29 protein-coding genes are annotated in these 25,960 nt (G+C 60.6%); 15 read left to right on the forward strand and 14 right to left on the reverse strand.

Annotated features, from left to right (window positions below; genetic code table 11):
- Window positions 1-11 precede the first annotated feature (11 nt).
- Window positions 12-962, reverse strand: a complete 951-nt coding sequence (locus tag AB4P94_RS16360) for an AraC family transcriptional regulator (RefSeq protein WP_395606438.1) — start codon at window positions 960-962, stop codon at window positions 12-14.
- A 105-nt stretch (window positions 963-1,067) separates the two neighbouring features.
- On the opposite strand from AB4P94_RS16360, the gene AB4P94_RS16365 reads away from it, so the two are divergent.
- The 3 genes from AB4P94_RS16365 to AB4P94_RS16375 all read left to right on the forward strand — a co-directional run bounded on the left by AB4P94_RS16365 (window position 1,068) and on the right by AB4P94_RS16375 (window position 3,171).
- On the forward strand, window positions 1,068-1,910 hold the full coding sequence (locus tag AB4P94_RS16365) for an SDR family oxidoreductase (protein WP_395606439.1): 843 nt from the start codon (window positions 1,068-1,070) through the stop codon (window positions 1,908-1,910).
- Window positions 1,911-2,066: 156 nt separating this feature from the next.
- Complete coding sequence (locus AB4P94_RS16370) at window positions 2,067-2,459, forward strand: YciI family protein (protein ID WP_395606440.1); 393 nt, start codon at window positions 2,067-2,069, stop codon at window positions 2,457-2,459.
- A 49-nt stretch (window positions 2,460-2,508) separates the two neighbouring features.
- Window positions 2,509-3,171, forward strand: a complete 663-nt coding sequence (locus tag AB4P94_RS16375; protein WP_395606441.1) for a peroxiredoxin-like family protein — start codon at window positions 2,509-2,511, stop codon at window positions 3,169-3,171.
- 200 nt (window positions 3,172-3,371) lie between these two features.
- On the opposite strand, the gene AB4P94_RS16380 is transcribed toward AB4P94_RS16375, so the two are convergent.
- Window positions 3,372-4,265, reverse strand: coding sequence for a LysR family transcriptional regulator (locus tag AB4P94_RS16380; RefSeq protein ID WP_395606442.1), 894 nt, complete (start codon window positions 4,263-4,265; stop codon window positions 3,372-3,374).
- A gap of 104 nt (window positions 4,266-4,369) precedes the next feature.
- Here AB4P94_RS16380 and AB4P94_RS16385 point away from each other — a divergent pair, with 104 nt between their 5' ends.
- Window positions 4,370-5,038, forward strand: coding sequence for a glutathione S-transferase family protein (locus AB4P94_RS16385; RefSeq protein ID WP_395606443.1), 669 nt, complete (start codon window positions 4,370-4,372; stop codon window positions 5,036-5,038).
- A gap of 13 nt (window positions 5,039-5,051) precedes the next feature.
- Here AB4P94_RS16385 and AB4P94_RS16390 read toward each other — a convergent pair whose 3' ends face one another.
- A complete protein-coding gene (locus AB4P94_RS16390; protein WP_395606444.1) occupies window positions 5,052-6,242 on the reverse strand; it encodes an MFS transporter in 1,191 nt (396 codons plus the stop codon).
- A 114-nt stretch (window positions 6,243-6,356) separates the two neighbouring features.
- On the opposite strand from AB4P94_RS16390, the gene AB4P94_RS16395 reads away from it, so the two are divergent.
- Window positions 6,357-7,268 (forward strand): LysR family transcriptional regulator, encoded by a 912-nt coding sequence (locus AB4P94_RS16395; protein ID WP_395606445.1) that lies wholly within the window; start codon window positions 6,357-6,359, stop codon window positions 7,266-7,268.
- Between the two features lies 1 nt (window position 7,269).
- On the opposite strand, the gene cynR is transcribed toward AB4P94_RS16395, so the two are convergent.
- Window positions 7,270-8,151: a transcriptional regulator CynR gene (cynR, locus tag AB4P94_RS16400; RefSeq protein WP_395606446.1), complete on the reverse strand. Its 882-nt coding sequence runs from the start codon at window positions 8,149-8,151 to the stop codon at window positions 7,270-7,272.
- A 111-nt stretch (window positions 8,152-8,262) separates the two neighbouring features.
- Here cynR and AB4P94_RS16405 point away from each other — a divergent pair, with 111 nt between their 5' ends.
- Window positions 8,263-8,904, forward strand: coding sequence for a carbonic anhydrase (locus tag AB4P94_RS16405; RefSeq protein ID WP_395606447.1), 642 nt, complete (start codon window positions 8,263-8,265; stop codon window positions 8,902-8,904).
- On the opposite strand, the gene AB4P94_RS16410 is transcribed toward AB4P94_RS16405, so the two are convergent.
- The gene (locus AB4P94_RS16410; protein ID WP_395606448.1) at window positions 8,901-9,221 is read right to left on the reverse strand and encodes a hypothetical protein; all 321 of its coding nucleotides are present in this window, start codon (window positions 9,219-9,221) and stop codon (window positions 8,901-8,903) included. The genes AB4P94_RS16405 and AB4P94_RS16410 overlap by 4 nt on opposite strands.
- 1,028 nt (window positions 9,222-10,249) lie before the next feature.
- Between AB4P94_RS16410 and cynS the strand changes: the two genes are divergently transcribed.
- On the forward strand, window positions 10,250-10,720 hold the full coding sequence (gene cynS, locus AB4P94_RS16415; protein WP_395606449.1) for a cyanase: 471 nt from the start codon (window positions 10,250-10,252) through the stop codon (window positions 10,718-10,720).
- A gap of 102 nt (window positions 10,721-10,822) precedes the next feature.
- Here cynS and AB4P94_RS16420 read toward each other — a convergent pair whose 3' ends face one another.
- On the reverse strand, window positions 10,823-11,854 hold the full coding sequence (locus AB4P94_RS16420; protein WP_395606450.1) for an alpha/beta hydrolase family protein: 1,032 nt from the start codon (window positions 11,852-11,854) through the stop codon (window positions 10,823-10,825).
- Between the two features lie 161 nt (window positions 11,855-12,015).
- Here AB4P94_RS16420 and AB4P94_RS16425 point away from each other — a divergent pair, with 161 nt between their 5' ends.
- Entirely contained in the window at window positions 12,016-12,429 is a 414-nt protein-coding gene (locus AB4P94_RS16425) for a DoxX family protein (protein ID WP_395606451.1), read from the forward strand.
- Between the two features lie 56 nt (window positions 12,430-12,485).
- Here the strand turns inward: AB4P94_RS16425 and AB4P94_RS16430 are convergent, their stop codons facing one another.
- Window positions 12,486-12,869, reverse strand: a complete 384-nt coding sequence (locus AB4P94_RS16430) for a RidA family protein (protein WP_395606452.1) — start codon at window positions 12,867-12,869, stop codon at window positions 12,486-12,488.
- A 229-nt stretch (window positions 12,870-13,098) separates the two neighbouring features.
- Between AB4P94_RS16430 and AB4P94_RS16435 the strand changes: the two genes are divergently transcribed.
- Both AB4P94_RS16435 and msrA read left to right on the forward strand, forming a co-directional pair.
- A complete protein-coding gene (locus tag AB4P94_RS16435; RefSeq protein WP_395606453.1) occupies window positions 13,099-14,010 on the forward strand; it encodes an AraC family transcriptional regulator N-terminal domain-containing protein in 912 nt (303 codons plus the stop codon).
- Window positions 14,011-14,089: 79 nt separating this feature from the next.
- The gene (msrA, locus tag AB4P94_RS16440) at window positions 14,090-14,596 is read left to right on the forward strand and encodes a peptide-methionine (S)-S-oxide reductase MsrA (RefSeq protein ID WP_395606454.1); all 507 of its coding nucleotides are present in this window, start codon (window positions 14,090-14,092) and stop codon (window positions 14,594-14,596) included.
- An 8-nt stretch (window positions 14,597-14,604) separates the two neighbouring features.
- Here the strand turns inward: msrA and AB4P94_RS16445 are convergent, their stop codons facing one another.
- Window positions 14,605-15,666 (reverse strand): aldo/keto reductase, encoded by a 1,062-nt coding sequence (locus AB4P94_RS16445; RefSeq protein ID WP_395606455.1) that lies wholly within the window; start codon window positions 15,664-15,666, stop codon window positions 14,605-14,607.
- 203 nt (window positions 15,667-15,869) lie between these two features.
- On the opposite strand from AB4P94_RS16445, the gene AB4P94_RS16450 reads away from it, so the two are divergent.
- The 4 genes from AB4P94_RS16450 (at window position 15,870) to AB4P94_RS16465 (ending at window position 19,659) form a co-directional block, all read left to right on the forward strand.
- Window positions 15,870-16,781 carry an AraC family transcriptional regulator gene (locus AB4P94_RS16450; protein ID WP_395606456.1) on the forward strand — a complete coding sequence of 304 codons (912 nt, stop codon included), beginning with the start codon at window positions 15,870-15,872 and terminating at the stop codon, window positions 16,779-16,781.
- A gap of 42 nt (window positions 16,782-16,823) precedes the next feature.
- The gene (locus AB4P94_RS16455; protein ID WP_395606457.1) at window positions 16,824-17,357 is read left to right on the forward strand and encodes a GNAT family N-acetyltransferase; all 534 of its coding nucleotides are present in this window, start codon (window positions 16,824-16,826) and stop codon (window positions 17,355-17,357) included.
- 226 nt (window positions 17,358-17,583) lie between these two features.
- A complete protein-coding gene (locus tag AB4P94_RS16460) occupies window positions 17,584-18,477 on the forward strand; it encodes a LysR family transcriptional regulator (RefSeq protein ID WP_395606458.1) in 894 nt (297 codons plus the stop codon).
- Window positions 18,478-18,777: 300 nt separating this feature from the next.
- On the forward strand, window positions 18,778-19,659 hold the full coding sequence (locus AB4P94_RS16465) for an alpha/beta fold hydrolase (protein WP_395611345.1): 882 nt from the start codon (window positions 18,778-18,780) through the stop codon (window positions 19,657-19,659).
- An 88-nt stretch (window positions 19,660-19,747) separates the two neighbouring features.
- Here AB4P94_RS16465 and AB4P94_RS16470 read toward each other — a convergent pair whose 3' ends face one another.
- The 3 genes from AB4P94_RS16470 to AB4P94_RS16480 form a co-directional block, all read right to left on the reverse strand.
- Entirely contained in the window at window positions 19,748-20,659 is a 912-nt protein-coding gene (locus AB4P94_RS16470; RefSeq protein ID WP_395606459.1) for an enoyl-CoA hydratase-related protein, read from the reverse strand.
- A 167-nt stretch (window positions 20,660-20,826) separates the two neighbouring features.
- Window positions 20,827-21,135: a hypothetical protein gene (locus AB4P94_RS16475; RefSeq protein ID WP_395606460.1), complete on the reverse strand. Its 309-nt coding sequence runs from the start codon at window positions 21,133-21,135 to the stop codon at window positions 20,827-20,829.
- 70 nt (window positions 21,136-21,205) lie between these two features.
- Window positions 21,206-22,171, reverse strand: a complete 966-nt coding sequence (locus AB4P94_RS16480; RefSeq protein WP_395606461.1) for a LysR substrate-binding domain-containing protein — start codon at window positions 22,169-22,171, stop codon at window positions 21,206-21,208.
- Between the two features lie 98 nt (window positions 22,172-22,269).
- On the opposite strand from AB4P94_RS16480, the gene AB4P94_RS16485 reads away from it, so the two are divergent.
- Window positions 22,270-23,490, forward strand: coding sequence for an MFS transporter (locus AB4P94_RS16485; RefSeq protein WP_395606462.1), 1,221 nt, complete (start codon window positions 22,270-22,272; stop codon window positions 23,488-23,490).
- 112 nt (window positions 23,491-23,602) lie between these two features.
- Here the strand turns inward: AB4P94_RS16485 and AB4P94_RS16490 are convergent, their stop codons facing one another.
- From AB4P94_RS16490 to AB4P94_RS16500, 3 genes are all read right to left on the reverse strand, one after another.
- The gene (locus tag AB4P94_RS16490) at window positions 23,603-24,853 is read right to left on the reverse strand and encodes a flavin-containing monooxygenase (RefSeq protein ID WP_395606463.1); all 1,251 of its coding nucleotides are present in this window, start codon (window positions 24,851-24,853) and stop codon (window positions 23,603-23,605) included.
- 153 nt (window positions 24,854-25,006) lie between these two features.
- Window positions 25,007-25,447 (reverse strand): type II 3-dehydroquinate dehydratase, encoded by a 441-nt coding sequence (locus AB4P94_RS16495; RefSeq protein ID WP_395606464.1) that lies wholly within the window; start codon window positions 25,445-25,447, stop codon window positions 25,007-25,009.
- A 17-nt stretch (window positions 25,448-25,464) separates the two neighbouring features.
- Entirely contained in the window at window positions 25,465-25,887 is a 423-nt protein-coding gene (locus AB4P94_RS16500; RefSeq protein ID WP_078738207.1) for a RidA family protein, read from the reverse strand.
- Between the last annotated feature and the right edge of the window lie 73 nt (window positions 25,888-25,960).

Consider the following 25,960-nt stretch of genomic DNA (forward strand, 5'->3'; position numbering starts at 1 on the left):
ATGCGCGGTACTTATTCGGTCTCAACCGTGTTGACCAACGCGGTGCGAGAGAGAGCGGCACTGCGAAAATGCATCGGGGATTTCCCGGTAACGCGTTTGAAGGCATTGCTGAAAGCGCCTTCCGACGTATAGCCCAGTTCACGTCCGATATCGCCGACCTGCGCCTTGTTCTCGCGCAGGGCCCGTTCTGCCAGGCGCATGCGCCAATGCGTGAGGTAGGTCATGGGCGCGACGCCCGCGACGGTCTTGAAATACAGCGCAAACGTCGCGCGGGACATGGCCGCCGCTTTCGCCAACTCTTCGAGCCGCCAAGGCCGGCCAGGGTCGCCGTGTATCAGGCGCAAGGCGGGGTTGACGCGTTTGTCGGTCGCCACCCTTAGCCAGCCCGCCGCCATGGGTTCAGCCGTGTCGAAATGGGCGCGCAGGGTATGGATAAACATCAGATGGGCGAGCTGCACTGAAGCGGCCCCGGCGCCTGGCGAGTCGTCCCGGGCTTCCTCGATCAATTGCTGCATCAGCCACGCCAATGTGCGGGCGTGGCGCGAACCGTTCTGGACGTGAATGAACGGGGGAATGGCGTCGAGCAACAGCCGAGGGTAGTCGGCGCTCCATTCCACACTGGCGATGATGAGCTGGCAATCGTCACCGATGCCGTAGTGGGCGGTGGTGCCGGAGCGATGTTTCAACACCTCGGCCAGCTCCACGCGAGGCGCACTGAGGTCGCTGGCCATGACCAGCGCGCGGGAAGCCGAAGACAAAAATACATCGCCTTCCTGCAGATGGAAGGGCGCCGCTTCGCCCTCGAATGCGAGCCAGCAACTGCCGCGCGCGACGCCCCAGAACTTGATGGTGTCCGGCGGCGGAATAGCGATCGCCCACGCGCCGCCCGCCACCAGCGCGCCGGACATGACGCAGCGGGTGTTGACGAGTTGCAGGAAGCTTGAGAGCGGGTCGTTTTGCATGCTCAGACGATTGCGTAAAAAAGGCAGAGTTTCAAGTATTAATAATCTTGTTCGCTGGCGCTATTTTGACAATGCACCGCCCACTCTTCCTTGTAAGGTTTTCAAATGACACAGCGCACCTGGTTCATCACCGGCGTTAACAGCGGTTTCGGCCGCCATATGACCGAGCAATTGCTCGCCCGCGGCGATCGCGTCGCCGGCACCACCCGCAAGCTTGAGGCTCTGGACGATCTCAAGGCTCAGTACGGTGACCGCCTGTGGCTCGAGCGCCTGGACATGACCGACACGGCAGGGATCCAGCGCGTGGTGCGCCAGGCGTTTGCCGACCTCGGCAGGATTGATGTGATCGTCAGCAACGCCGGTTACGGTTTGTTTGGCGCGGCGGAAGAATTCAGCGACGCGCAAGTCGACCACCAGATTGCCACCAACCTGCTGGGCCCAATCACGCTGGTGCGCGCCGCCTTGCCACACCTGCGTGCCCAGGGGGGCGGGCGGATCATTGGCCTGTCCACGGTCGGCGGCCAGGCGGTGCTTCCGGGCGGGTCGCTGTACCACGCGAGCAAGTGGGGCCTGGAAGGGTTTCTGGATGCGTTGTCCATCGAGCTTGCCCCTTTTAATATCGGCGTGTCGATTATCGAACCTGGCAGCGCCCGCACCCATTTTCGCTACGTCAACGCGCAGCTCGGCGAACCGTTGGAGGCCTACAAAGGCACGCCGGCAGGGTTGGTGCATGGGCTGTTCAAAGATACCTCGCGCCTGCCGCTAGGTGACCCGGCCAAAATGTCCGCCACCATCATCGCCAGCGTTGACCAGACACCGGCGCCCAAGCGGATCGTGCTGGGCAGTGATTGCTGGGGGCTCATCACCAAGGCGTTGACCGAGCGCCTGGCGGCGGTAGAGGCACAGAAGGAATCGGCGAGTTTGTCGGATTACCCACCGGGTGCTTAAGGCGCATTCCCGAATAGAATAAATGCTATTCCCCCGGCTCCTCTACCGTGGGAACCCCCCATGGACAATGCTTGTTCAACGGTTCACCTGGCCGCCCCTGCGGCGGCCAACGGTGCCCTTGAATCATCCAGTCGGCATTGTTCTACAGGTAGCGTTATGAACGGCAAGCGAGTGACACGAGAGCAAGTACTTCACGCCAGCAAGGGCATGCTGCAGAAACAGTTCTATGCGGTCTTTTCCACGCCCGCCAACGGCATTGAAGCCGTCATGGAAAACCTGCACGAACACCTTGAACATCAATGCAGGATCGAACGCGACGGCATCCTCGTTGCGGCTGGCCCGCACTGGAGTGACGACGAGCAGTACTGGGACGGCGACGGCCTGTTCATCATCCGCGCCACCTCGATTGAACATGCCAAAAGCATTGCCGCGCAGGACCCCATGCACCAGTGCGGCGCGCGCACATTTTCCGTTCGCCCCTGGCTGGTCAATGAAGGGCGACTGAACCTCAGCATTGAATTTTCAACCGGGAAGTTCACCTTGAGCTAAGCGTGGCCCGGCGAAACACCCCACTCCTTCGTAACTTCAGGAATTGAACATGACTCTTCAAGCCAAACTTGATGCCTTTAATGCTGACTTCGTAGCAGGCAAACCGCCTTACAACGCACCGCCGCAAGTTCACGTCATCATGAAGCGTGCGACCGCCGAGCTGATTGCCAGCGGCCAGGCTGAACGCGCGTTGAAAGTCGGCGACAAGGCCCCCGAATTCACCCTCAACGACCCCGATGGCAAGCCGGTTTCCTCCGTGGAATTGCTGGCCAAGGGCCCGCTGATCATCACGTTTTACCGGGGCGTGTGGTGCCCTTACTGCAACATGGAACTGCAAGCGCTGGAAACCGCGTTGCCGGGTTTCCGTGAATTGGGGGCCAACCTGGTGGCCATCTCACCGCAGAACAACGTCAACAGCCGTAAATCGGTGCGCGAGAATCACCTGAGCTTCCCGATTCTGTCCGACACCCTGAGCGACGTGGCGGCTGCGTTCGGCCTGCGTTTCACACTGCCGGACTACCTGGTGGACCTGTACAAATCCTTCGGCAACGACCTGCCGGCCTTCAACAACAACCCGGCCTGGGAGCTGCCGATGCCGGCCCGTTATGTGATCGGCCAGGACGGCGTGATCACTTACGCCGAAGTCAACCCGGACTACACCCAGCGCCCGGACCCTTCGGAGTTGCTGCCGGCGCTGCGCGGCAAGCTCTGATGCCCGTCAGTTAAAAATTAGGAAGAGTAAAAAGTAACCTGTGGCGAGGGAGCTTGCTCCCGTTGGACTGCGTAGCAGTCCCATTTCTGGGGCCGCTTCGCGGCCCAGCGGGAGCAAGCTCCCTCGCCACAGGAACAGCGGTCGCCCTTAACTGACGGGCATTACGACAAGCCCGCTCACCACAACACGGGTATTTTGATTCACACCCGGATGTTTTCCAGCAACTGCTCCACATAGTCGACAAATGCACGGGCCTTGGCGCTGGCCATGCGCCCGGTCGGAAAGATCGCCCACAGGTCCAGCTCCGGCAGTTCCCAATCCTGCAAAACCGCCACCACCTCGCCGCTCACCAGTTCAGGCCCGAACACCCATTCCGACGAGACCGTGAGGCTGTAGTCCGACAACACGGCGGTGCGCACGCCCTCGGCGGCGCTCATGCGTATACGGCCGCTCAAGGTGACTTGCTGCTCAACGTCGCCTTTCTTGAACACCCATGAAGCCCCCCCGGCACCGATCATGTAGATCACCGCTTCGTAACCGGCGAGGTCTGCGGGTGATTGCGGTATGCCGTAGCGTGCCAGGTAAGCCGGTGTGGCGATCACCCGGCGCCGGCATTTGCCGATCTTTCTGGCCGTGAAATTCGAATCGCTGAGGTGGCCCATGCGAAGGGCCACATCGGTGCCTTCCTCGATAAGGTTCATCGACCGGTCGTCGAGGCGCACGTCCACGTCCAGCAAGGGGTGCCTGTCGAGGAAACCGCCCAGGTAGGGAAGGATGTACAACCTGGCAAACGTCACTGTGGTGGAGACCCGCAACGTGCCCGCCAGCCCGGTAGCCGCCCCGCGCGCAAGCCGTTCGGCTTCGTTGGCGTTCTCGATGACGGTTTTGGCCTGCTCAAAAAACAGCAGGCCTGCCTCGGTGGGCGACAGGCCGCGCGTGGAGCGGCTGAGCAGGCGAACACCGAGGTGTTCTTCGAGCTGCGCGATGTTTTTTGAGACAGCAGGCTGCCCGACGTTCAAGCGCCGGGCCGCTGCAGAAAAAGAACCTGTCTCTACCACGTAGACAAAGGTTTCCATCGCCGCCAGCCGATCCATTTTATTCCCCGTTGGAATGACTCATATCACTGCGAGCAGTCTGCCGGTAATGCGGTGGGCCGTGCAAAATTTTTCTGTCGGTTATCAACCCCGGAAATAACAACATGTCTTTCACCCACCCAAGGTATTCCCTCGTGCTGCAAGTTCTCGCCTTCGCCACACCCAACAGTTTGAAAGTACCCATCGCTCTGGAAGAGTTGGGGCTGGAATATGAATTGAAAGCGGTCAATGTTCGTCAGGGCCAACAAAAGTCGGCCGATTTCCTGGCGCTCAACCCGAACGGCCGCGTGCCGGTATTGATCGACCCCGAGGGCGCTGGCGGCCAGTCGCTGGTGTTGACGGAGTCGGCGGCGATTCTGGTTTACCTGGCGGAAAAACATGGCCGCCTGCTGCCGCAGACCGTTGAAGCGCGCGTGCGTGTGTTCGAGCAGTTGTTCTTCCACGCCTCGACCCTGGGGCCTGCCTTCGGCCACGCGGGTTTTTTCCTCAAGCACGCCACGGCGGCCATGCCGATTGCCATCGCGCGTTTCCACAACGAAGCCTTGCGCACGCTCGGCCTGCTGGAGGCCTTGCTGGAACGTCACGAGTTCGTGGCGGGCGATCAGTTTTCAATCGCCGACATCGCGCATTTCGGCTGGATGTGGCGTAAAGAATTTGCCGAGGTGGATTTTTCCGCGTCACCTAACGTTCAGCGCTGGTATGACGCGCTGTCTGCACGGCCTGCGGTGATACGGGCGATCAAGCGCGTGGAGGCATTGATTCCCGACGCGTGAGCCTGCGGCCGCGTCAGGGTGTACGCCGACCCGCCAAGGCGACCCCAAGCCAGTACAACAAGCCCCCGGCGATGACGAACAGGGCCAGCACGTAGAACATGGTGTGGGCCGGCTGTGTGGCCAAGACGACCCCGCACAGTACCGGCCCCAACGCTGCGCCGACCGTGCTCAGGTTTTGCGCCGCGTAATACATGCCGCGCAAGGGGTTGGGCGCGATGTTGTCGATGAACATGTATTCGGCGGGAAACACGATGATTTCGCCGACGGTGAACACCGCCATCGACAACACCCAGCACACCAGCGTAGTGGACAGCGCAAAACCGCCCAGGCCCAGGATGAACATCGCCAGGCCGCCGGCAAGCCACAGGTGCAGATGTGCAGGGGTAATCCGTTTGCCGAGGCTGTACTGCAAGCCGATCACCATCAGGGCGTTTGTCGCAACGACGGTGCTGATGATTTTGTACGCCGCCCGCGGCGTAGTGGTGACGATCAAGTACTGCGAGAGGTACGCCGTGAACTGGCCGAACACCACGGCGCTGAGCACACCGCCCAAGGTAAAACACACCAGCCGGTGATCGCGCAGCAGCACTTTGCCAACCGCCAGAAAGGCCGTTTTCTGGCCGGTTTCACCGACCGCCAGGCCTCTGTCACCCCACACGAAATAGACAAAAAAGAACCCGGCGCCCAGCCCGGCCGACATCAAAAACGGCAGGCTCACGTCCAGGCCTGCCAACCCCGCGCCCAGAAACGGGCCGACGGCATAACCGATGTTGGTCAGCGTGTACTTGATCGAGAACACTTCACTGCGCCCATTGACGGGCACCAGGCTGGCAAAGGCGGACTTCACGGCGATATCGATCACGGCATACGCCAGGTTGACCGACACCAGGCACAGGTAAAACAGCCACAGTTCGGGGGCTAAAAATGCCCCGAGAAAACCTGCGGTGAACACACCGCAGAAGGTCAGGATCAGCCGGTAACTCGACAGGTTGTCCACCAGGAAACCGCCATACAGGCTCAGCAAAGAGCCGATGATCAGCGTGCTGCCGATCACCAGGCCGATATCGGCAATGCTCAAGCCAAAGTTGCCCGACAAATAAATTACCAGATAGGGCAGGGTGATCGCGCGAGCCAGGGTCAATACCAGTGACGCAGACAGCAGCAGATTGAGGGTTGAAGAGTAATTCCTGAGCGTGGCCAGCATCCGTGCCTCATCGTCGGCTTTTTAAGGTCCGGGCAGCTTACTGTTGACGGCATTTCTGATTTAGGATGTTTTTTATCGAAACGCTGGAACTAAATTCATCAATCAAGGACGTGCATGTTTTCCTCCGAACGCTTAAAAGGTATCGATGTATTTGTGTGCGTCGCGCAATGGGGCAGCTTCACGGCAGCCGCCGAGAAACTGAGCCTCACGGGTTCTGCCATCAGTAAAAGCGTGGCGCGCCTGGAAAAACGCCTGGGTGTTCAACTGTTCCAACGCACTACGCGCAAACTGGCGCTGACGGATGCGGGTGTCGCTTTTTTGCGCACCTGCACCGCCGTGCTGGCCGACCTGGAAGAGGCCGAGCTGTCACTGCAGGGCGAAAACACCGAACTGCGTGGGCGCGTGCGCATCGATTTGCCCGGCGCCTATGGCCGCGCACAGGTGTTGCCGGTGCTGCTGTCATTCGCCAACGCTCACCCTTCGCTCCAGCCGCACATCACCTTCAGCGACGGTTACATCGACCCGCTAAAGGAAGACGTGGACATTGTCGTGCGTATCGGCCACGCCGACGCCTGGCCCGAGACGGTCGGGCATCGCCTGCTCACGCGGGAATGGCACCTCTTTTGTGCCTCGCCGGATTACCTGGCGCGCCATGGCGTGCCCCTGTCCGAGCACGACCTGGAGCAGCATCAGTGCATTGCCTACGGCTGGCTGGACGGCCGGGTCAGCCCTTGGCGCCATGTGGATGAAAACGGCGCGACATGGCGCCGGCCAGTCACGCCGCAGCTGGTCGTGGGCAATGGCGAGGGGCTGGTGATGGCCGCAGAAGCCGGCTTCGGGATTGTGCAGTTGCCGTCTTGGCTGGTGCAACGACAGTTGGAGCAGGGAAGGTTGGTGGAAGTGCTTCCTCAGTTGGCATTACCGGGGGCAGACATCAACGTAGGCTGGGTCAAAAGCCGCGAGACGCTGCCGAAGGTTCGATGGTTGGTGCAGGCGCTGGTTGACGGGTTGCAGGCGCTACGTTGACCTACAGCGCCCCGCAAACCTCCTCGGCCACCGCCACAAACGCCCGCGCCGCCGCAGACTGATAACCCCCTTTACGGCGCATCAGCACCGCCGTTCTTTGCAACCGTTGCGGCCCCAATTCAATCGCGACCAACTCCGGGTGCGCCCGCGCAATCGCTGCTGGCAACACCGTCGAAAGCCCCGTCCTGCGCACCACCTCCAGCAGTGCGCCGATCACATTGGCTTCCATCACCACATTCGGTCGGATGCCGTGTTGCCGGCAGTACCGATCGATCTGCTCGCGGGTGGCAAACTCGGCACTCAGCAGAATCAGGGATTCGTTGTTCAATGCCTCCAAACCAATGACACGCTCACCCGCCAGCGGGTGTTGCCGCCCGACCACCAGCGCCAGGGTTTCCACCAGCAAGGGCAGGGCGTCGATGTCTTGCGCGTGTACCTGATCAAACGCGATTCCCACTTCCAGCTCGTCGGCCAGCAGTTGTTGTTCCATGGATTCCTGGGCGACTTCCCGCACGGTCAACGTGATGTTCGGGTAGCGGCGGTGAAAGGCTTCCACCAGCGGCCCGACGAGGTAGGTGGTGAAGGTCGGCGTCACTGCAATCCGTAAAGTGCCGCGGCTGAGGTCGCCTACATCATGGATCGCGCGCTTGCCTTGCTGCAGTTCCTGCGCCGCACGCAGGGCATGGCGCAGGTAAACCTCACCCGCGTCAGTCAGGCGCGTCTTGCGCCCTGAGCGGTCGAATAGCTGCGCACCGAGGCTTTCTTCCAGTTGCCGGACTTGCTGCGACAGGGCCGGTTGCGAGACGTGCAACGCCGCCGCCGCTTTGGTGAAACCTTCATGTTGCGCCACGGCAAGGAAGTACTGGAGGTGTCGCGCGAGCATGGCTTGATCCATAAGATTATCGAATGTGGTTGATCACATATCAGACTTTTACCTTATTTCTTGGGCTGCGTAACCTTTGCTCCATCGCATCGCGGTTCAGAGGAGTCACCCATGAAAGACATCATCGACGGTTTCCTGAAATTCCAGCGCAACGCTTTCCCTGAACGCGCAGGCCTGTTCAAAGACCTCGCCAATCAGCAGAGCCCGCGTGCGCTGTTCATCTCTTGTTCCGACAGCCGCCTGGTGCCGGAACTGGTGACCCAGCGCGAGCCCGGCGACCTGTTTGTGATCCGCAACGCGGGCAATATCGTACCGTCCTACGGCCCGGAGCCGGGCGGGGTGTCGGCCTCGGTGGAGTACGCCGTCGCGGCCTTGCAGGTCAGCGATATCGTGATCTGCGGGCATTCGGACTGCGGCGCGATGACGGCCATCGCCACCTGCAAATGCCTCGACCACATGCCCGCCGTGGCCGGTTGGCTGCGCTATGCGGACTCGGGCCGGGTGGTGAACGAGGCCCGCCAGCACCCGGACCCGCAGGCCAAAGTCGCTTCGATGGTGCGTGAAAACGTCATCGCGCAATTAGCCAATATTCAAACCCACCCCTCGGTGCGCCTTGCCCTTGAAGAAAAGCGCGTGACGCTGCACGGCTGGGTCTACGACATCGAAAGCGGCTGCATCCAGGCCGTCGATGGTCGCACCGGCAAGTTCGTGTCCCTCGCCGACAACCCTGATGTACGCGCCATTTCGCATTAACCCTGCCACTCCTGTTGTCGCACCACAGCTCCCCTGTGGGGGCTGTCGACATTTTTTTCAGCCGTGCCGCCGCCCTCGCAGGCAAGCCAGCTCCCACCTTTGAGCTTTATCGCTGGCGGGAAGGCGTTCGGCAGTGGCGTTTTTTGAAACACCGCAGTTCCCCTGTGGGAGCTGTCGAGCTTTAGCGAGGCTGCGAAGGCGGCGGGCCAGGCGACATCTTTTTCAGCCGTGCCGCCGCCATCGCAGGCAAGCCAGCTCCCACCTTTGAGCTTTATCGCTGGCGGGACGGTGTTCGGCAGTGGCGTTTTTTGAAACACCGCAGTTCCCCTGTGGGAGCTGTCGAGCTTTAGCGAGGCTGCGAAGGCGGCGGCTCAGGCGACATCTTTTTCAGCCGTGCCGCCGCCATCACAGGCAAGCCAGCTCCCACCTTTGAGCTTTATCGCTGGCGGGAAGGCGTTCGGCAGTGGCGTTTTTGAAACACCGCAGTTCCCTTGTGGGAGCTGTCGAGCTTTAGCGAGGCTGCGAAGGCGGCGGCTCAGGCGACATTTTTTTCAGCCGTGCCGCCGCCCTCGCAGGCAAGCCAGCTCCCACCTTTGAGCTTTATCGCTGGCGGGAAGGCGTTCGGCAGTGGCGATTTTTGAAACACCGCAGTTCCCCTGTGGGAGCTGTCGAGCTTTAGCGAGGCTGCGAAGGCGGCGGCTCAGGCGACATTTTTTTCAGCCGTGCCGCCGCCCTCGCAGGCAAGCCAGCTCCCACCTTTGATCTTTATCGCTGGCGGGAAGGCGTTCGGCAGTGGCGATTTTTGAAACACCGCAGTTCCCCTGTGGGAGCTGTCGAGCTTTAGCGAGGCTGCGAAGGCGGCGGCTCAGGCGACATTTTTTTCAGCCGTGCCGCCGCCATCGCAGGCAAGCCAGCTCCCACCTTTGAGCTTTATCGCTGGCGGGAAGGCGTTCGGCAGTGGCGATTTTTGAAACACCGCAGTTCCCCTGTGGGAGCTGTCGAGCTTTAGCGAGGCTGCGAAGGCGGCGGCTCAGGCGACATTTTTTTCAGCCGTGCCGCCGCCATCGCAGGCAAGCCAGCTCCCACCTTTGAGCTTTATTGCTGGCGGGAAGGTGTCTGGCAGTGGCGTTTTTTGAAACACCGCAGTTCCCCTGTGGGAGCTGTCGAGCTTTAGCGAGGCTGCGAAGGCGGCGGCTCAGGCGACATCTTTTTCAGCCGTGCCGCCGCCATCGCAGGCAAGCCAGCTCCCACCTTTGATCGGCGGTGCCTTGCTGATGGTGGTCACTCACTCAATCGATCAGTTACAGCTGTTTTACTTCCAGTGTTTTACCCACGGAGAAAACCCATGATCCAGTCGCAAATCAATCAGAACTCCCGCCTGGCCCTGACCGACGTCATTCTGCTGGCCAAGGCTCGCAAGGACCTTTCATTTGCCCAAGTTGCCGAAGGCACCGGCTTGTCCGAGGCCTTTGTCACCGCGGCTTTGCTCGGCCAGCACCCATTGCCGGCCAGCGCCGCCCAGGCGGTTGCCGACACCCTCGGCCTGGACGCGGACGCTGTGGCCCTGCTGCAAACCATCCCGTTGCGCGGCAGCCTCGGCAACGGCATTCCGACCGACCCGACGATCTACCGGTTCTACGAAATGATTCAGGTCTACGGCACCACGCTCAAGGCGCTGGTTCACGAGAAGTTCGGCGACGGCATCATCAGCGCGATCAACTTCAAGCTGGAGGTCAAAAAGGTCGATGACCCGGACGGTGGTTCGCGCGCGGTCATCACCCTGGATGGCAAGTATTTGCCGACCAAACCGTTCTGATTGCACGGCAAGAGACCCGGCGCCGCAAGGCGGCCGGGTCACGTGCGTTTGGAAGGGGGATTCGGTTCGTTTTCTAAAGCGGTTTTTCTGTTTTAGCCTGAATTACTGCTTCGCCAAAAACGCCGTAATCAGCTCGATCACCTGCTGGTGAATCACCGCCCGTGGCCGAGCCCCTTCGCCATCCCGGCAGATCATGCCATCCCCCGGCGAACCCTCTTCAATCAACGCTATCGCCCCCGGCTTGCAGATCGACATAAAGCTGAAATGGTTGGCGTCGCTGATATCCACGTAGGTTGTCGACGCTTTGGGCAGCCGCTTGGCCAAGTCGGCGGATTCCAGTTCGGCAGGCATATCCTGCGAGGGCGTACCGCCGGCAATGACCAGCGCCGGAACCGGCAGTTTGGCCAGGCTGGCGTCGGTGAAGCCACGTGACAGGCCCAGGTCCAACGGCACAATGGCGGTGACGCGCTTGTCGCTCAAGTCAGAGGCCAGATGGGCCTTCAGGGCCGGTGTGCCGGCAGGGTTCATCTCATGGTAGGCGATGCAACCGCCCAATTTCGGGTGCACGCTGCAGTCGCGGCTGAACAGGTCGGGGTCGAAGCGGGCGCCGGCGATTTCCAGCGCGGTCCAGCCGCCGAGGGAATGGCCGATGACGGCAATTCTGTGGTTTTCGACCGCGCCAAATTGTTTGGGCTGTGCCAGCACGGCGTCGATCGCGCGGCTCAGGTCGGCGGGGCGCTTCCACACCTGTGCGGCGGCTTGCGGGTTGCGGTCTTTCGTCGTGGTGCCCGGGTGGTTGACCGCCGCCACGATGTAGCCCTTGTGCGCCAACGCGCTGGCCAGCCACACCTGTTTACCCCAGTTGCCGCCGTAACCGTGGGAGAGCACGACCAAGGGATGCGCGCCAGCGGCTGGCGGTGCGTCTGGAACGCCAGGGGCTCCGACGAAGACCACGGTGTCGGCGATCAATTCAGGTTTGGCGGTGGTTGTGGCGGGGTACCAAACCACCAGTTCCAGTGGGTTGTTGTTTTGCGCATCGTGAAGGGTGGTGGTGCGAAAACCCACGGGGCTTTCTTCGGCGAGTGCAGGGGTGGCCAGGCACAGCAGAAACAGGGCGGTGAGGGCGTTTTTCACGGTTGTTATCGTCCTTGATTTTTTGTCGGCGCATCATGCCCTGAAGTCTGAGGCGCGCGCATCCCCCCTGTGCACGAAAAGTAGCTGCTACGAATGGGCGCAATTGACTATGGTTAAGCAACTGCCCATTACAAACACACAACCGCAAAAGGACCAACGCCATGCGATACACCCTGTTCGAGCGCCAACGCGACCTGATCATCCTGCTGGCCCGCATCCTGCTGATGCTGCTGTTCGTGACCTCCGGCTGGGGCAAACTCACCGGGTTCAGCGGCACCGTCGGCTACTTCACCTCCATTGGTGCACCGCTGCCGTCCATCGCCGCGTCGGTGGCCGTGGTCATGGAATTCGGTGTAGGCATTTTGCTGCTGATCGGTTTTTATACGCGGCCACTGGCCCTGTTGATGAGCCTGTTCGTATTGGGCACGGCGATTATCGGTCACCACTTCTGGGACATGGTTGAACCGGCCAGGTCGGCCAACACCCTTCAATTCTTCAAGAACATGAGCATCATCGGCGGGCTTTTGCTGCTGATCGTGACCGGGGCCGGGCGCTATTCGCTTGACCGGCGATAAGCGCGGCTGAGCGCCCGATGCGCAGGCATCGGGCGCCACGCCCGCCAACGGGGGGATTACAGCGCGAAAATAGCCTCGATTTCGATATTCAGTTCCGGGGAAAACAATTTGGAGACTTCCACCAAAGAGCTGGCCGGCAGGTTCCCGGCATAGTGATGCACCAGCACTTGGCGCAGCTCACCCACCTGGCTGAAGTCGGTAATGAATACGGTGACTTTCAAGAGTGAGGACATGTCGGTGCCTTCTTCAGCAGCCACCGCTTTTATCTGCTCCAGGATGGCATTGGCCTGTTTATCCATGCTCTGGCCCTGGGCTTGCGTGCCAAAGGCGGTGAAGCCTGACAGGTAGAGCGTGTTGCCGTTTTTTACCGCGTGGGAATAAGGGCCGACGGCAGGAGGAAGGGCCGCGTAAGTTTTGCGTTCGACAGGCGTGCTTGGCATGGTGTCTTCCAGGTTTTCGAGTGAGTGGTGAGTCAGGCTCGGTTCACGTTATCCATGTTCCCAAAGGCGCCCGGCTGGCTGTAGTCACGTTCCTCCACGGTTACTGCCTGATTCTCTATGTGTTGAATCAGCTCATATTCCAGGCGTTCTTCCCTGTGTCATAATTTTTTTGGGCGCCCTGTCGATACCCTTTCTGGCGATGGTAATGCCGCGCCGGAGGTCATTGTCTGTGAAGAATTACAGAGTTTCATTTGAAGACGGCTGCCTGGCGCTCAGGGAACGCCTACTCGCGCTACTTCCCGAGGCGGGCCGCTTCGCCACGCCAATCGAAGGGTTTGCACTCCATCGTTATGACCAGTGCGACACGGCAAAACCGCATTTCTACAACCCGATATTGATCATAGCGGTGCAGGGCAAAAAGTGGGTTCGCATCGGCATTCGGGACATTTCATTCGGTGAGCGCACGTGCTTTATCGCAGGGGTGAACATGCCCGTCACCAGTTGCCTTGTGGACGCCACGCCGCAAATGCCCTACCTGTCGATGTCCCTGGACCTGGACAGAAACCTGATGGCCACATTGGCCGCCAAAATCCCGCAGCCCATTGAATACAGCGCCCAGGCGGCTATCGGCGCCGCTGTGCAAGACCTCAGCCCGGAACTGCTCGACGCTTTTTTGCGCATGCTTGAGCTGCTGGATAAAGCCGATGAGGCAAAGGCGTTGGGCGCGCTGATCTATCAGGAAATCCACTACCGCTTGCTGGCCACACCGTTCGGGCAGCAACTGCGCCAGTTAAATACGGCAGGCTCTCAAAGCCATAAAATTGACCAGGCGATTCTCTGGCTGCGCGAGCATTATCGGGAAACCTTGCAGGTGGATAAACTGGCCGCGCGGTTGAATATGGCGTCTTCAACGCTCTATAAACACTTCAAGGACGTGACGACGCTCAGCCCGCTGCAATATCAAAAGCGTTTGCGCCTGGATGAAGCTCAGCGACTGATGCTGGTTGAACACCGTGATGTCAATCAAGCGGCTTTCAGTGTCGGGTATGAAAGTGCCAACCAGTTTGGCCGGGAATACAAGCGGCTGTTTGGCGAGCCGCCGCGGCAGAATGTGGTGAACATCAAGGCGGGCAGGCAGTGAAAGCAATCTTGGCCGGCCCACCTTGGTATCCGCCAACCCGGCCCCATAACTACACCGGTATCCACTGAGGTGACCGACCATGACCAACCCGACCGAAACCGCCATCCTCGCCGGCGGCTGCTTCTGGGGCATGCAAGACCTGTTGCGCCGCTACCCCGGCGTGCTGCACACGCGCGTCGGCTACACCGGCGGCGAGGTGCCGAATGCTACCTACCGCAACCACGGCAACCACGCCGAAGCGATTGAAATCGAGTTTGACCCGGCCGTGATCACGTACCGGCAGATTCTCGAGTTCTTCTTCCAGATCCACGACCCCAGCACGCCCAACCGCCAAGGTAACGACCGTGGGCCGAGCTACCGTTCGGCGATTTATTACCTGAGCGAACAGCAACGCGACATCGCCGAAGACACTGCCGCCGACGTGGATGCCTCGAAGCTGTGGCCGGGCCGTGTGGTCACCGAAATCGAACCGGCGGGGCCGTTTTGGGAAGCCGAGCCGGAGCATCAGGATTATCTGGAGCGCATTCCCAATGGGTACACCTGCCACTTCATCCGGCCGAACTGGAAGTTGCCCAAACGCGGCTGAGAAAGGGATCAGGACGTGTGGGCCGTCGCGGCGTCCCACAGGTCCGTCTCGCCAAAACGGTCGGCGCCTTGGGTCTCGACCATCCAGCCGGGGTATTCGCGCGGCAACTCGCTGACCTCATCGAGCTGGCGCATTTCGTCGGCGGTGAGTGCCAGGTCGATGGCCGCGAGGTTGTCCTCCAACTGATCCAGCCGCTTGGCACCGACCAGCACCGACGTCACCGCCGGCTTGGCCAGCAGCCAGGCCAGCGCGACGCGGGCCGGGCTGCAGCCGTGGGCTGCTGCAATCGGGCGCAGCACGTTGATCACTTTCCAACCGCGTTCTTTATCCACAATCGGGAAATCAAACCCGGAGCGCCGTGCACCTTCGGGTGACGGGTTTTCGCGGCTGTACTTGCCCGACAGCAAGCCGCCCGCGAGGGGGCTCCAGATCAACAAGCCCATCTGTTCGGCCTCCAGCAGCGGCACCAGTTCACGCTCAAGGTCACGCCCGGCCACCGAGTAATACGCCTGCAGGCATTCGAAACGCGCGAGCCCCGCCCGGGCCGCGATGCCCTGCGCAGTCGCCAGCCGCCACGCCTGCCAGTTGGACACGCCGATGTAGCGCACCTTGCCTTGGCGCACGAGGTCATCGAGCGCGCGCATCGTTTCCTCCAGCGGCGTGAGGGCGTCCGTGGCGTGAATCTGATAGAGATCGATATGGTCAGTCCCCAGCCGTTTCAGGCTGGCGTGCACGGCGTCCATGATGTGCCCGCGAGACGCGCCCACCTGATTTTTCCCGGGCCCCATGCGCCCGGCCACTTTGGTGGCAAGCACATAGTTGCTGCGGGCGATGCCCAGGTTTCGAAACGTCTGGCCGAGGATCTGCTCGCTCTCGCCGCCTGAATAAATGTCGGCGGTGTCGAAGAAATTGATCCCGGCTTCAAGGCTGGCCTTGACCTGGGCATCCGCCGCGCTTTGCCCCACTGCGCCAATGTGCTTATAGATGCCGGTGCCGCTGCTGAAGGTCATCGTGCCCAGGCACAGCTGCGAGACGATGAGGCCAGTGTTACCCAGTTGTTTGTATTTCATCACGAACTCCTGCGGTCAATCGGACAAGGCGGGGCGGCGTGAGGCCGACCCGGTTTCGAGGTTTATCCTCTGACCGGCCAGGCGTTGGCCGGTAGCATGCTTGTCCCGGATGCTTGCACGATCGTCCGGATGCGCGGACGGCTGGCTTTCGTACTCGGCCAAATCATGAGAAAACAACGGCATGCCCCAACCGGTGAACGTGCATGACCCCGCTGACAAGCTTCGCCCACCTGATTTCACGCCAGACCCCAGGCGACGGCACCTTCGACACGCCGGTGGCCGGGGTGAAGCTTATCCGCTGGTCGACGCCGAGCGCGCCGATGCCGGTGATCTACGAGCCCACCGTCTGCCTGGTCGCCCAGGGCCGAAAGCGTGCGAGCGTGGGAACAACCTCCTATGTTTATGATCAAGCGCGTCACCTCATCGCCTCGGTGGCCCAGCCGGTCATGGGCGCCGTGATTGAGGCCAGCGAGGCCGAGCCTTACCTCTGCTTGCAGATCGACCTCGATATCAAGGAAATCGCTGAACTCGTGATGCGCCATCCCTCGGGCATGAACACCGCCGCGCCGGCCTCTGGCTTGTCACTCAACGACACTTCGCCAGCCCTGCTCGACGCCGCCGTGCGGTTGGTAGCGTTGTTCGAAACCCCCGCCGACGTCCCCGCCCTGGCCCCGATGATCCTGCGTGAAATCTACTACCGGCTGCTCACCGGCCCCGGTGGCGGCGTACTGCGCCACATGGCACACGCCAACAGCCGGCTCAACCAGATCGCCCGCGCCGTGGTGTGGATCCGCCAACACTTTCGCCAGGCCTGCCGAATCGAACAGGCCGCCGACGTTGCAGGCATGAGCCGGTCAAACTTCCACCTGCATTTTCGTGCCGTCACCTCGCTCAGCCCTCTCGAGTTCCGCACCCAACTGCGCATGCAGGAAGCCCGCAGGCTGATGCTCGCCGAGGGTGCCGACGCGGCCAGTGCGGGGTTCGAAGTGGGCTACAACAGCCCGTCGCAGTTCAACCGTGACTACTGCCGGTTGTTCGGCGCGCCCCCGGCCCGGGACGTGGAGCAACTGCGTGCCGGCGGCAGAGGGAGAGCGGTGGGCGTCATCGAGTTGTGATAAACACTGAGGACTTTCCCCGTTCGAAGAAGGATGACTTCGATGATTCGCAACGCATTACCCGGTGACGCCAAGGCCATTGCCCAGGTGCATGTCAGCAGTTGGCAAGCGGCCTATCGCGACTTGATGCCCGTAGACTATTTGCACTCGCTGGGCGCGACGCTGGCCAGGCGGGAAGACTATTGGAACCGTGCGATTGAAGCGCAGGAGCCGCGCGTATTGGTTGCCCAGGTGAACGAGCAGGTGGTGGGGTGGATAGCGGTTGGCGCCAGCCGTGATGAGGCGGTTGCCGGAGGGAGGGTGGGCGAGGTGCTGGCCATCTACGTGTTGGCGGATTATTGGCAGACGGGTGTGGGGCTGGCGCTGTGGACGGCGGGTTTACAGTGGTTGCAGCAGCAGGGTTATGACGGTTTGACGCTTTGGGTTTTGAGCGGTAATGAACGGGCTATCCGGTTTTATCGCAGGGTGGGATGTAGCGAGGACACGGGAAGTGAGCGCGGCCTTGAGAGGGGAGGCGTGTCGCTGGTGGAGGTGAGGTACCGGATGTCTTTGGCCCCTTTAAGTAAGCAAGCATGATGCAATATTTAACGTTTGCCATTGCCCGGATCGGCCAGATCCACCAGATCGCTGGATTTTGTTCCTCACGTTGGCGGCAATCACATTAACGGGCACAGACAAAGCAAACGTACCTGTAATTTGTTTTATGAATAAGCCGGCCAAGAGGTGATAAAAACCAAGGTGAAAGTCGTGGGATCAGAGACCCGCGCGGTACTAAGTCAGCACAGTGGGGGACGTTGTTCCAATGGAACTTCCTTGGCTTTATTCCTTTGTGAAGTTGGCCGAATATCTGCATTTTGGCCGGGCCGCATCCGCACTTTGCCTCAGCCAATCGGCACTGAGCGTGCAGATTCGCAACCTCGAATCCGCACTCGGCGTTTCACTGTTCGAACGTGACAGGCGGTCAGTGTCATTGACCCGGGCAGGCGAAAGTTTCCGTCAGAATGTGCAGCGTATCCTTAAAGAACTCGAAGCCGCCAAACGCAACGCCAAGCAGTCTGCGACCGGGGAAGTCGGCACGATTCGCATTGGATTCGTTCAGTCCGCCGCGCTTGGCATTGTTCCCAGGATTGTTCGCTACTACCGGGAACACCTGCCGGGCGTGCAGTTGAACATGGTTAATCTGCCCTCGGCACAACAAGTTGCCGCACTGCTGCGCAAGGACATCGACGTGGGCTTTATTCGCTTGCCGTTTGAAGCCAGGGAGCTGGCTGTGCAGCCGTTGGAGGAGGAGCCTTTCATGTGCTTTCTTCCAAGGAACCATCCCTTGGCCAAGTGCAGGAAAATTGATCCCAAGGACCTCGGTTCAGAGTCTTTCATTCTGTATGAGCGCCGCCAGGCACCCGGTTTTTTTGACCGTATGCTGAGCATTTGCCTCGCGTCGGGCTTCAGCCCCAACGCGATTCAGGAAGCCTGCGAGATGCAAACAATTTTGAGCATGGTCGCATCGGAAATGGGCGTTGCCCTGTTGCCGAAGTCCTCGGGTGCTCTGGGGCTTACCGAAGTCGTGATGCGCCCGCTCGCCGGCACATGGCCTGCGTCCGAGACGGGTACCGCCGTGCTGAGTCAGCACATGGATGACGCCTTGATCGGGCGGTTCCTGCAGGTCGCCAAGGCGCAGAGCGGAACCCGGTTGTAATGTGTTTTTCCGATCACAGGCGGTCGATCATTTCAAGAAGGGCATTGCGCCGAAGGTGATCTAATTCAAGGGGGTTCCAACACGATGTAAGCGAGGATCACGATGAACAGACGACACTTCACGACTCTTACGATCAGTGCAGCAGCGGCAGCGCTGATCAGAAACGCATCTGCCCAGACATTGCCGGCGGTGTCCCCTGGAGGTCTGCTGCAGGCGCTTCCGAGCCCGGTTGAGGGGCCGGGCAGTTGCCCTGTGCTGCCAGAACTTCCGCTGCCTTTGTCGAATGCGATCACGCAAAAGCTGTTTCCTGGTTTCAAGTCACAGTTCATCAAAACATCGGGAGCGACGATCCGCGTCTTGACCAAAGGCGACGGGCCGCCCTTGCTGTTGCTGCACGGGCACCCGGAAACGCATGTCACCTGGCACAAGGTCGCCCCGGCGCTCGCCGCAGAATACAGCGTTGTCATACCGGACTTGCGTGGCTACGGCGACTCCAGCAAGCCGGCTTACAGTGAAAATAGCAGTCAATATTCTTTCCGGGCCATGGCGCTGGACCAGATCGAAGTGATGAAACAGCTGGGCCATACGAAGTTTCTGGTTGCGAGCCATGACCGGGGCTCGCGGGTAGCCCATCGGCTCTGTCTGGATCACCCCGAAGCGGTCAAAAAAGTTGTCTTCATGGACATTGCGCCGACGCTGACGATGTATGACGGCACCAACAAAGCGTTTGCGACCCGCTACCTGTGGTGGTTCCTTCAGATTCAACCCAGCCCGATGCCCGAACATCTGATCAGCCTGGACCCTGCGTATTACCTGCGCGAACACCTCCTCGTGCAAAGCAAGACGCCCGGTGCAGTGACACCGGACGCCATGGCGGAGTACATCCGCTGCTACTGCTGCAAAGGAACCATTCGTGCCGTTTGCGAGGACTACCGCGCGGCCGCAGGCATCGATCTTGATATGGACCGCGCCGACGATGCGGCGGGCCGCAAGGTCCAGGCCCCCGTGCACGCCTTGTGGGGCGCAAAGGGCACGGTGGGTGAACTCTGGGATGTGCTGGCTACCTGGAAATCCAAGGTTGCAGGCCCTTTGACCGGCAAGGCGTTGCCCTGCGGCCATCTGCTGCCTGAGGAACAACCTGAGCTTGTACTTGCGGAGTTGCGGGCCTTCTTCAATTCATGAGATGCCGCCCGAATCGACGCTTGCGCATCTCTGCGCTAACCCCGTCGGAGGCTGCCTGGTGCAGCCTCCTCGGGATGTGCAACGGGCCTCAGTTACCCTGGTAGACCGGTTTTCTCCCTTCAGCTTCCGCCTTGCGGCCTTCCTGAAAATCGTTCGATTTATACAGCGCTGCACGTTGCACATCCAGGGCGGACAGCGCGTCGGCTTGTGCCGGGTCGATCACCCGATGCGCAGAAGCCAGCGATGCTTTGATCCCCAAGGGGCCATTGGCGGCGATCTTGTTGGCGATCTTGATGGCTTGGTCCAGGGAAGATTTTGCACCGGCGATCTCCTGGATCTCTCCCATGCGATAGGCCTCACCTGCGGTCCAGTGATCGCCCGTCAGGATGTAGCGCATCGCGTTGCCCCAGCCAGCTTCGCGCACGAAGCGTACGGTCGAGCCACCGCCCGGGTAGCGCCCGTGGGTATTTTCGTCCTGCCCGAAGTCGGTGTTTTTCGCTGCGACCCGTATATCGCCAACCAGAAACAGCTCGTGCGCCATATTCCAGGTGTCACCGTGCACCGCCACAATCAACGGTTTGGTCAGGAAGGGCATTTTCTTGCCGAGCGGGTCAATGAACCCGTCACCCAGCGTTACTCCGCCTGAGGTGGCGGCGGCCTTGAAGCCCTCAACATCGAGGCCTTGCGAGAAATTGTCGCCATGCCCGAACAGCACGGCGGCACGCAGCGACGGGTCATGGTCGTAGTCGTAATAGGCCTTGGCGAGGGCCAGATACGCTTCCGGGTCCAGCCGGTTCTGAATGGACGGCCGGTTGATACCGATCAAGACGATCTGACCACGCCGCTCGACCGTAATCTTGTGGGCCGCACTGGTCGCAATATCGACCATGGTGACGTTGGCAGCGGGGGCTTTGGCGTCGTCGACCGATTGCGCAAAGGCAGACGCCGTGGACAGGGAAAGTGCCGAGAGAATGAAGATCGTCTGGAATAACCTTTGCATCGATGGTTCCTCGTGTGGAATGGATCGCGGCGACTCGGCGGGGCACCGGGTTGGCGTCGATGCTGGAAGGTTAGAGGACGGAGTGAATCGGCTATAGGCGGCCAGCGGGACTAACTTTTATTCCTGGTTGGAATGCTCGTTTACGGCCTGCGCAAAAAGCGGATGCCTTAATCAGTGAGCAGGTGCGTATCTACAAATCGGAAGGTGAACTCCATGGGATCGGCCGTCGATCCGTTCTGCTGGATGGAGTTGGAATAGGCATCCCATTGGGCGTTGATCAGGCTGGAAAAGTCATCTGGAAGATCCATCTGCCTGGCAACTATTTCAAACCACGTGCCCTGGAGGGCATAGGTCTCGCGTAGTTTGGGTTCAAGTTGAGCAAGGGCATTCAACTGCCCGGGCTCAAGCTTGCCGATGGATTTTAAAACGTAGAAATCGACTAGTTTTAGAAAGGGTTTGCCTTCGTAGCGGCTCATCGCTGCCTCCTTGCGCATGGGGTGATGGGGGTATTGAATCACACATCCAAACGCCAGGTGTTGCCTCAGGTCAGCTCGGTTTTGCGCTCAACCTCCTGCCATCAGGCACTTCAACGTCCAACAACAGCTCATCGGTCGCGTGTTCAAAATGCTCAATAAGGAAATCCAGCAATACACGCACGCGGGGAACCCGGTAACGGCTGCCGTGTAATACCGCAAAAACGCCGGCCTCTCGGACACAACAGTCAGGCAACAGGACTTTCAGCCGCCCAGCTCGGATATCGGCTGCCGCGTCCCAAATGGTCTTGCGTGCAATGCCATGCCCGGCCAATGCCCATGCGCGCGCGAGTGCGCCATCATTGGTTTCCCATGCCTGGCTCATGGGCACGGTGTGGTTCCATGCCTGACCGTCCACCACAAAGTGAAAGGTGTTCAATGGCCCTGCGCCCGTCACCAGCACGATGAACTTGTGGTTAACCAAGTCAGCCGGGGTCTGGGGTTCACCGTATCGCGCCAGGTAGTCAGGCGAAGCGCAGAGTACTCGCCAGTTGGGCGCCAGCTGCCTGGCGATCATTGAGTTTTCATGGGGCTGGCCAAACCGAATTGCCAGGTCGACATCGTCCTGCACCAGGTTCGACACCGAATCCGATAGCGTCAGCGCGATGGACAGTTCCGGGTGCAATGCACTGAATGCCTCAAGCCAATCATTCAAAAGGTTGCGGCCAAAATCGGCAGATGCGGATATGCGTACCTTGCCACGCACCTCTGTTTGGCTGGCTTGAAGCCCCGCTTCCGCCTCGTCGATAGCCCGCAATGCGACCCAGCACTGTTGCAGATAAAACCGGCCTTCTTCCGTGAGGCGCAATTGGCGTGTGGTGCGATCAAACAATTTGGTGCGCAACGCCGCCTCAAGCTTGATAAGGCGCGCGCTGGCCGCCGCGGGCGACAACGCCAGTTTGCGTCCTGCGGCAGAGAGGCTGCCGAGTGCTGCCGCCTCGACAAACAGGCGCATATCACCCAATCGGTCAGTGGCCATATTCAATTCACATTTGAAAGTTCATCAAATGGTAGGCCAATTATCAAATCAGTGGCAATTCCTCACACTCCGGTCTTCCATCCTCTTGAGCACAGGTCATGACCGGCAAATCCCACTTTGAAAATGGCTCTTTCACGCCTTCGGGTAATACCGAATATCTCGCGACCGCGCGCCTGCCAGTGGCGGCCCTGTTGGCGCTGACCATGGGCAGCTTTATCGCCACCGCCAACGAAACGGTACCTGCAGGGCTGTTGCCGCAAATCGCCGAAACATTGGGGGTGTCGCAAGCATGGGCCGGCCAGATGGTGACGCTCTGTGCCTTGGGCTCAGGGTTGGCGGCTATTCCATTGACGCTCGCGTTGCAGGGTTGGCGTCGGCGCCTGGTGCTGTTACTGGCCGTCGGGGTGTTTTGCGCCTGTAATGCGGTGACCGCCCTGTCGCCCTGGTTTTCACTGACGCTGGCTGCCCGCTTCATGGTGGGTATTGCAACCGGTCTGGCCTGGAGCCTGCTGGCCGGCTACGCCAGACGGTTGGTCATTCCGCAACTGCAAGGCCGCGCCATGGCGCTGGCCATGCTCGGCATCCCTTTGGCACTGGCCCTGGGCGTACCGCTGGGTGCCTGGCTCGGCAAACTGCTGGGGTGGCGTTGCGTGTTCGGGGCGCTCTCGGGGCTCAGCCTTTTGCTGATGGCGTGGATCTACCTGAAAGTGCCTGATTATCCCGGACAACGTTCCGACCGACGCCTACCGCTACGCGGGGTTTTGCAAACCCCGGGTGTACGGCCCGTGCTGGCGGTGGTCATGCTTTGGATCCTGGCCCATTACACCCTCTATACCTATATTGCTGCGTTCCTGGCCTCGGTTGGATTGGCCGATCAGGTAGACCGGGGCCTCCTTTCATTTGGTATTGCAGCCTTGTTTGGCCTATGGATGATCGGCACGCTGATTGACGGCAGGCTTCGGGGCCTGGTTGTGCTCAGCCTGACAGCCTTCACTCTGGTTTCGTTTGCCCTCGGGCTGGGTCACCTGCCCGTCAGTGCGATCTATATCAGCATCGTCTTGTGGGGGATGAGCTTCGGCGGTGCGCCAACCTTATTGCAAACCGCCTTGGCGGATGTGGCCGGTGACGGCGCTGATATTGCGCAATCAATGCTGGTCACCGTCTTTAACCTGGCGTTTGCAGGCAGTGGTGTGATCGGCGGCGTACTCCTGGAAACCTGGGGGGCAAGCGCCATTCCCTGGGTCGCGTTGGCGTTGTTGCTGCCGGCGCTGTGGGTTGTCTCTCTGGCCTGGTCAGGGCCTACACCGCTTCGCGACTAAACGAAGGGGTGGCAGCTGTGCACAGGTTAGTAGACCGGGGAATTACACAAAGCCGGCGCGCCCGAGGGCGCCCTGCGCACAGCCACGCGCTGCGGCCTCGGACTTTGCTGTTTCAGGGCTTGCTGTAGGCCATGTACTCATTCTGCAAAACAATATGGTCGGCCACGTACTTTGCGTCGTGCCACACGCCATAGATAAACGACGACGCGCGGTTGACCAGGTTGGGCAGGCCGAGGAAGTAAATCCCGCTCTGCGCCGAGATGCCGCGCTTGTGGAAGGGCTCGCCTTTTTCGTCGAAGGCATCCACTTGCAGCCAGCTGAAATCGAACTTGAACCCCGTCGCCCACAGAATGGTGGTCACGCCAGCCTCGGCCAGGTTCAGGCTGAGCGTGGGGTTAACCAGGCATTCGGGGTCGGGCAGCAGTTCCCAGGCGTCGGGCTCCTGGGGGAAGGGCAGGCCGTTGGCTTCGATGTAGGCGTCGGCGTCGCGCAGCACGTCGAAGTAGGCACGGTCGCCTTCGGCCACGTTGGCGGCCAGGCCGGGTTCGAAGGCCATGACGCCGTCGTCCCAATTGCGCGTGACGCCCACCAAATGGATGCCCTGGTGGGCGAGCCGGCGGAAGTCCACCGTCTTGCCGCCTTCGTAGCCACTGACGGCAAAGGCCACGTGCTTTTTCTTCGGCTGGATTTTAACTTCGTCCCACAAGCCCAGCGCACCCAGCCACCAGCAATAGTCGCGACCACGGTAAGCGCGGGGTGGGCGGTAGTGTTCGCCGACAGAGAGGTACACGGTTTTGCCGGCCTTTTGCAGTTCTTCGGCGATCTGTGAGCCTGAGGCGCCGGCGCCGACCACCAGCACCGCACCTTCGGGCAGTTGGGCGGGGTTCTTGTAGGCGGAGGAGTGCAGTTGATGCAGCGGCGCCGACGCCGGGACGATAGTGGGGATCGACGGGCGCTGGAAGGGGCCGGTCGCCGCCACCACGTTGGCGGCTTCGATCACGCCTGCCGAGGTGGTGACCTTGAAGCCGGGGCGGCCCACTTGGCGTTCCACTTGCAGCACTTCCACGCCGGTGCGCACGGGGGCCTGCAACTTGTCCACGTAAGCTTCGAAATAGTCGGCCATGCGTTCTTTGGGCGGGAAGGCTTCGGGGGAAATGCCCTCGAATGTCAGCCCCGGAAAGCGGTCGTGCCAGGCCGGGCCGTTGGCGACCAGCGAGTCCCAGCGCTCCGAGCGCCAGCGTTCGGCGATGCGGTGGCGCTCCAGCACGATGTGCGGTACGCCCATCAGGGAAAGGTGTTCGCTCATGGCCACCCCGGCCTGGCCTGCGCCGACAACCAGGGTGTTGATGGTTTCTACTGACATAAGGCGTTTCCTGGAAATAAGAAATTTATCTGCCAAACCGAAGATCAACTGTGGGAGCTGGCTTGCCTGCGATGCGGGCACTGCGGTCCATCAGGTGGACCGGGTTGATGCAATCGCAGGCAAGCCAGCTCCCACAGTTTGGCGGTGGTGTTTTTAAGGTTTCAGCAAGGCGGCCACCGCTGTGAGAGCCAGCTCGTAACCCAGCGCCCCCAACCCGGCAATCACGCCCGTGGCGGCCTTGGACACATAGGACTGATGCCGAAAACTTTCGCGCTTCCAGATATTGCTCATGTGCGCTTCGATGATCGGCCCGTCGAAGGCCAGCAGCGCATCCAGAATCGGCACCGAGCTGTAGCTCAACCCGGCGGCGTTGATCACGATGGCGTCACCGTTGAGCCGGGCCTCTTGAATCCAGTCCACCAGCACGCCTTCGTGGTTGCTTTGGCGAAACGCCAGGGTCAGGCCCAGCTCGGTGGCGTGGCGTTGGCAGCGTGCTTCGATGCTGGCAAAGCTTTCGCTGCCGTAGGTGCCGCTTTTGTCCAGCCCATAGAGGTTGGCGTTGGGCCCATTGAGGAAAAACACGCGGTGGCTCATGGCGTACTCCAGGTTGTTCAGGGCTGCCAGTCATCCGGCACCACGGCGATCACGTCGATTTCCATCAGCCATTCCGGCTGGCCCAGGCCGGAAATCACCAGCCCGGTGGAGATCGGGAACACGCCTTTGAGCCATTTGCCGACTTCCTGATAGACCGGCTCGCGGTAGCGCGGGTCGATCAGGTAGGTGGTGGTTTTGACGATGTGGCTCAGGTCGGAACCGGCCTCTTCAAGCAGTTGCTTGACGTTTTTCATCGCCTGTTCGGCCTGGGCGCGTGGGTCGCCGAGGCCGACGAGGTTGCCGTCGAAGTCGGTGCCGATCTGCCCGCGTACATAAATGGTGTTGCCGGCGCGCACGGCCTGGCACAGGTCGTTGTCCAGCGCCTGGTTGGGGTAGGTCTGCTTGGTATTGAACATGCGGATGCGGGTGTGGGTGGGCATGGCGGTGGCTCATCGGCAGCGGGATGAAGGCAGCTTCACACCGCCCCCGTTCCGGCGAAACCAGCATTTGCGC

The sequence above is a fragment of the Pseudomonas sp. B22129 genome (assembly GCF_044218875.1).
Classification (GTDB): Bacteria; Pseudomonadota; Gammaproteobacteria; order Pseudomonadales; family Pseudomonadaceae; genus Aquipseudomonas.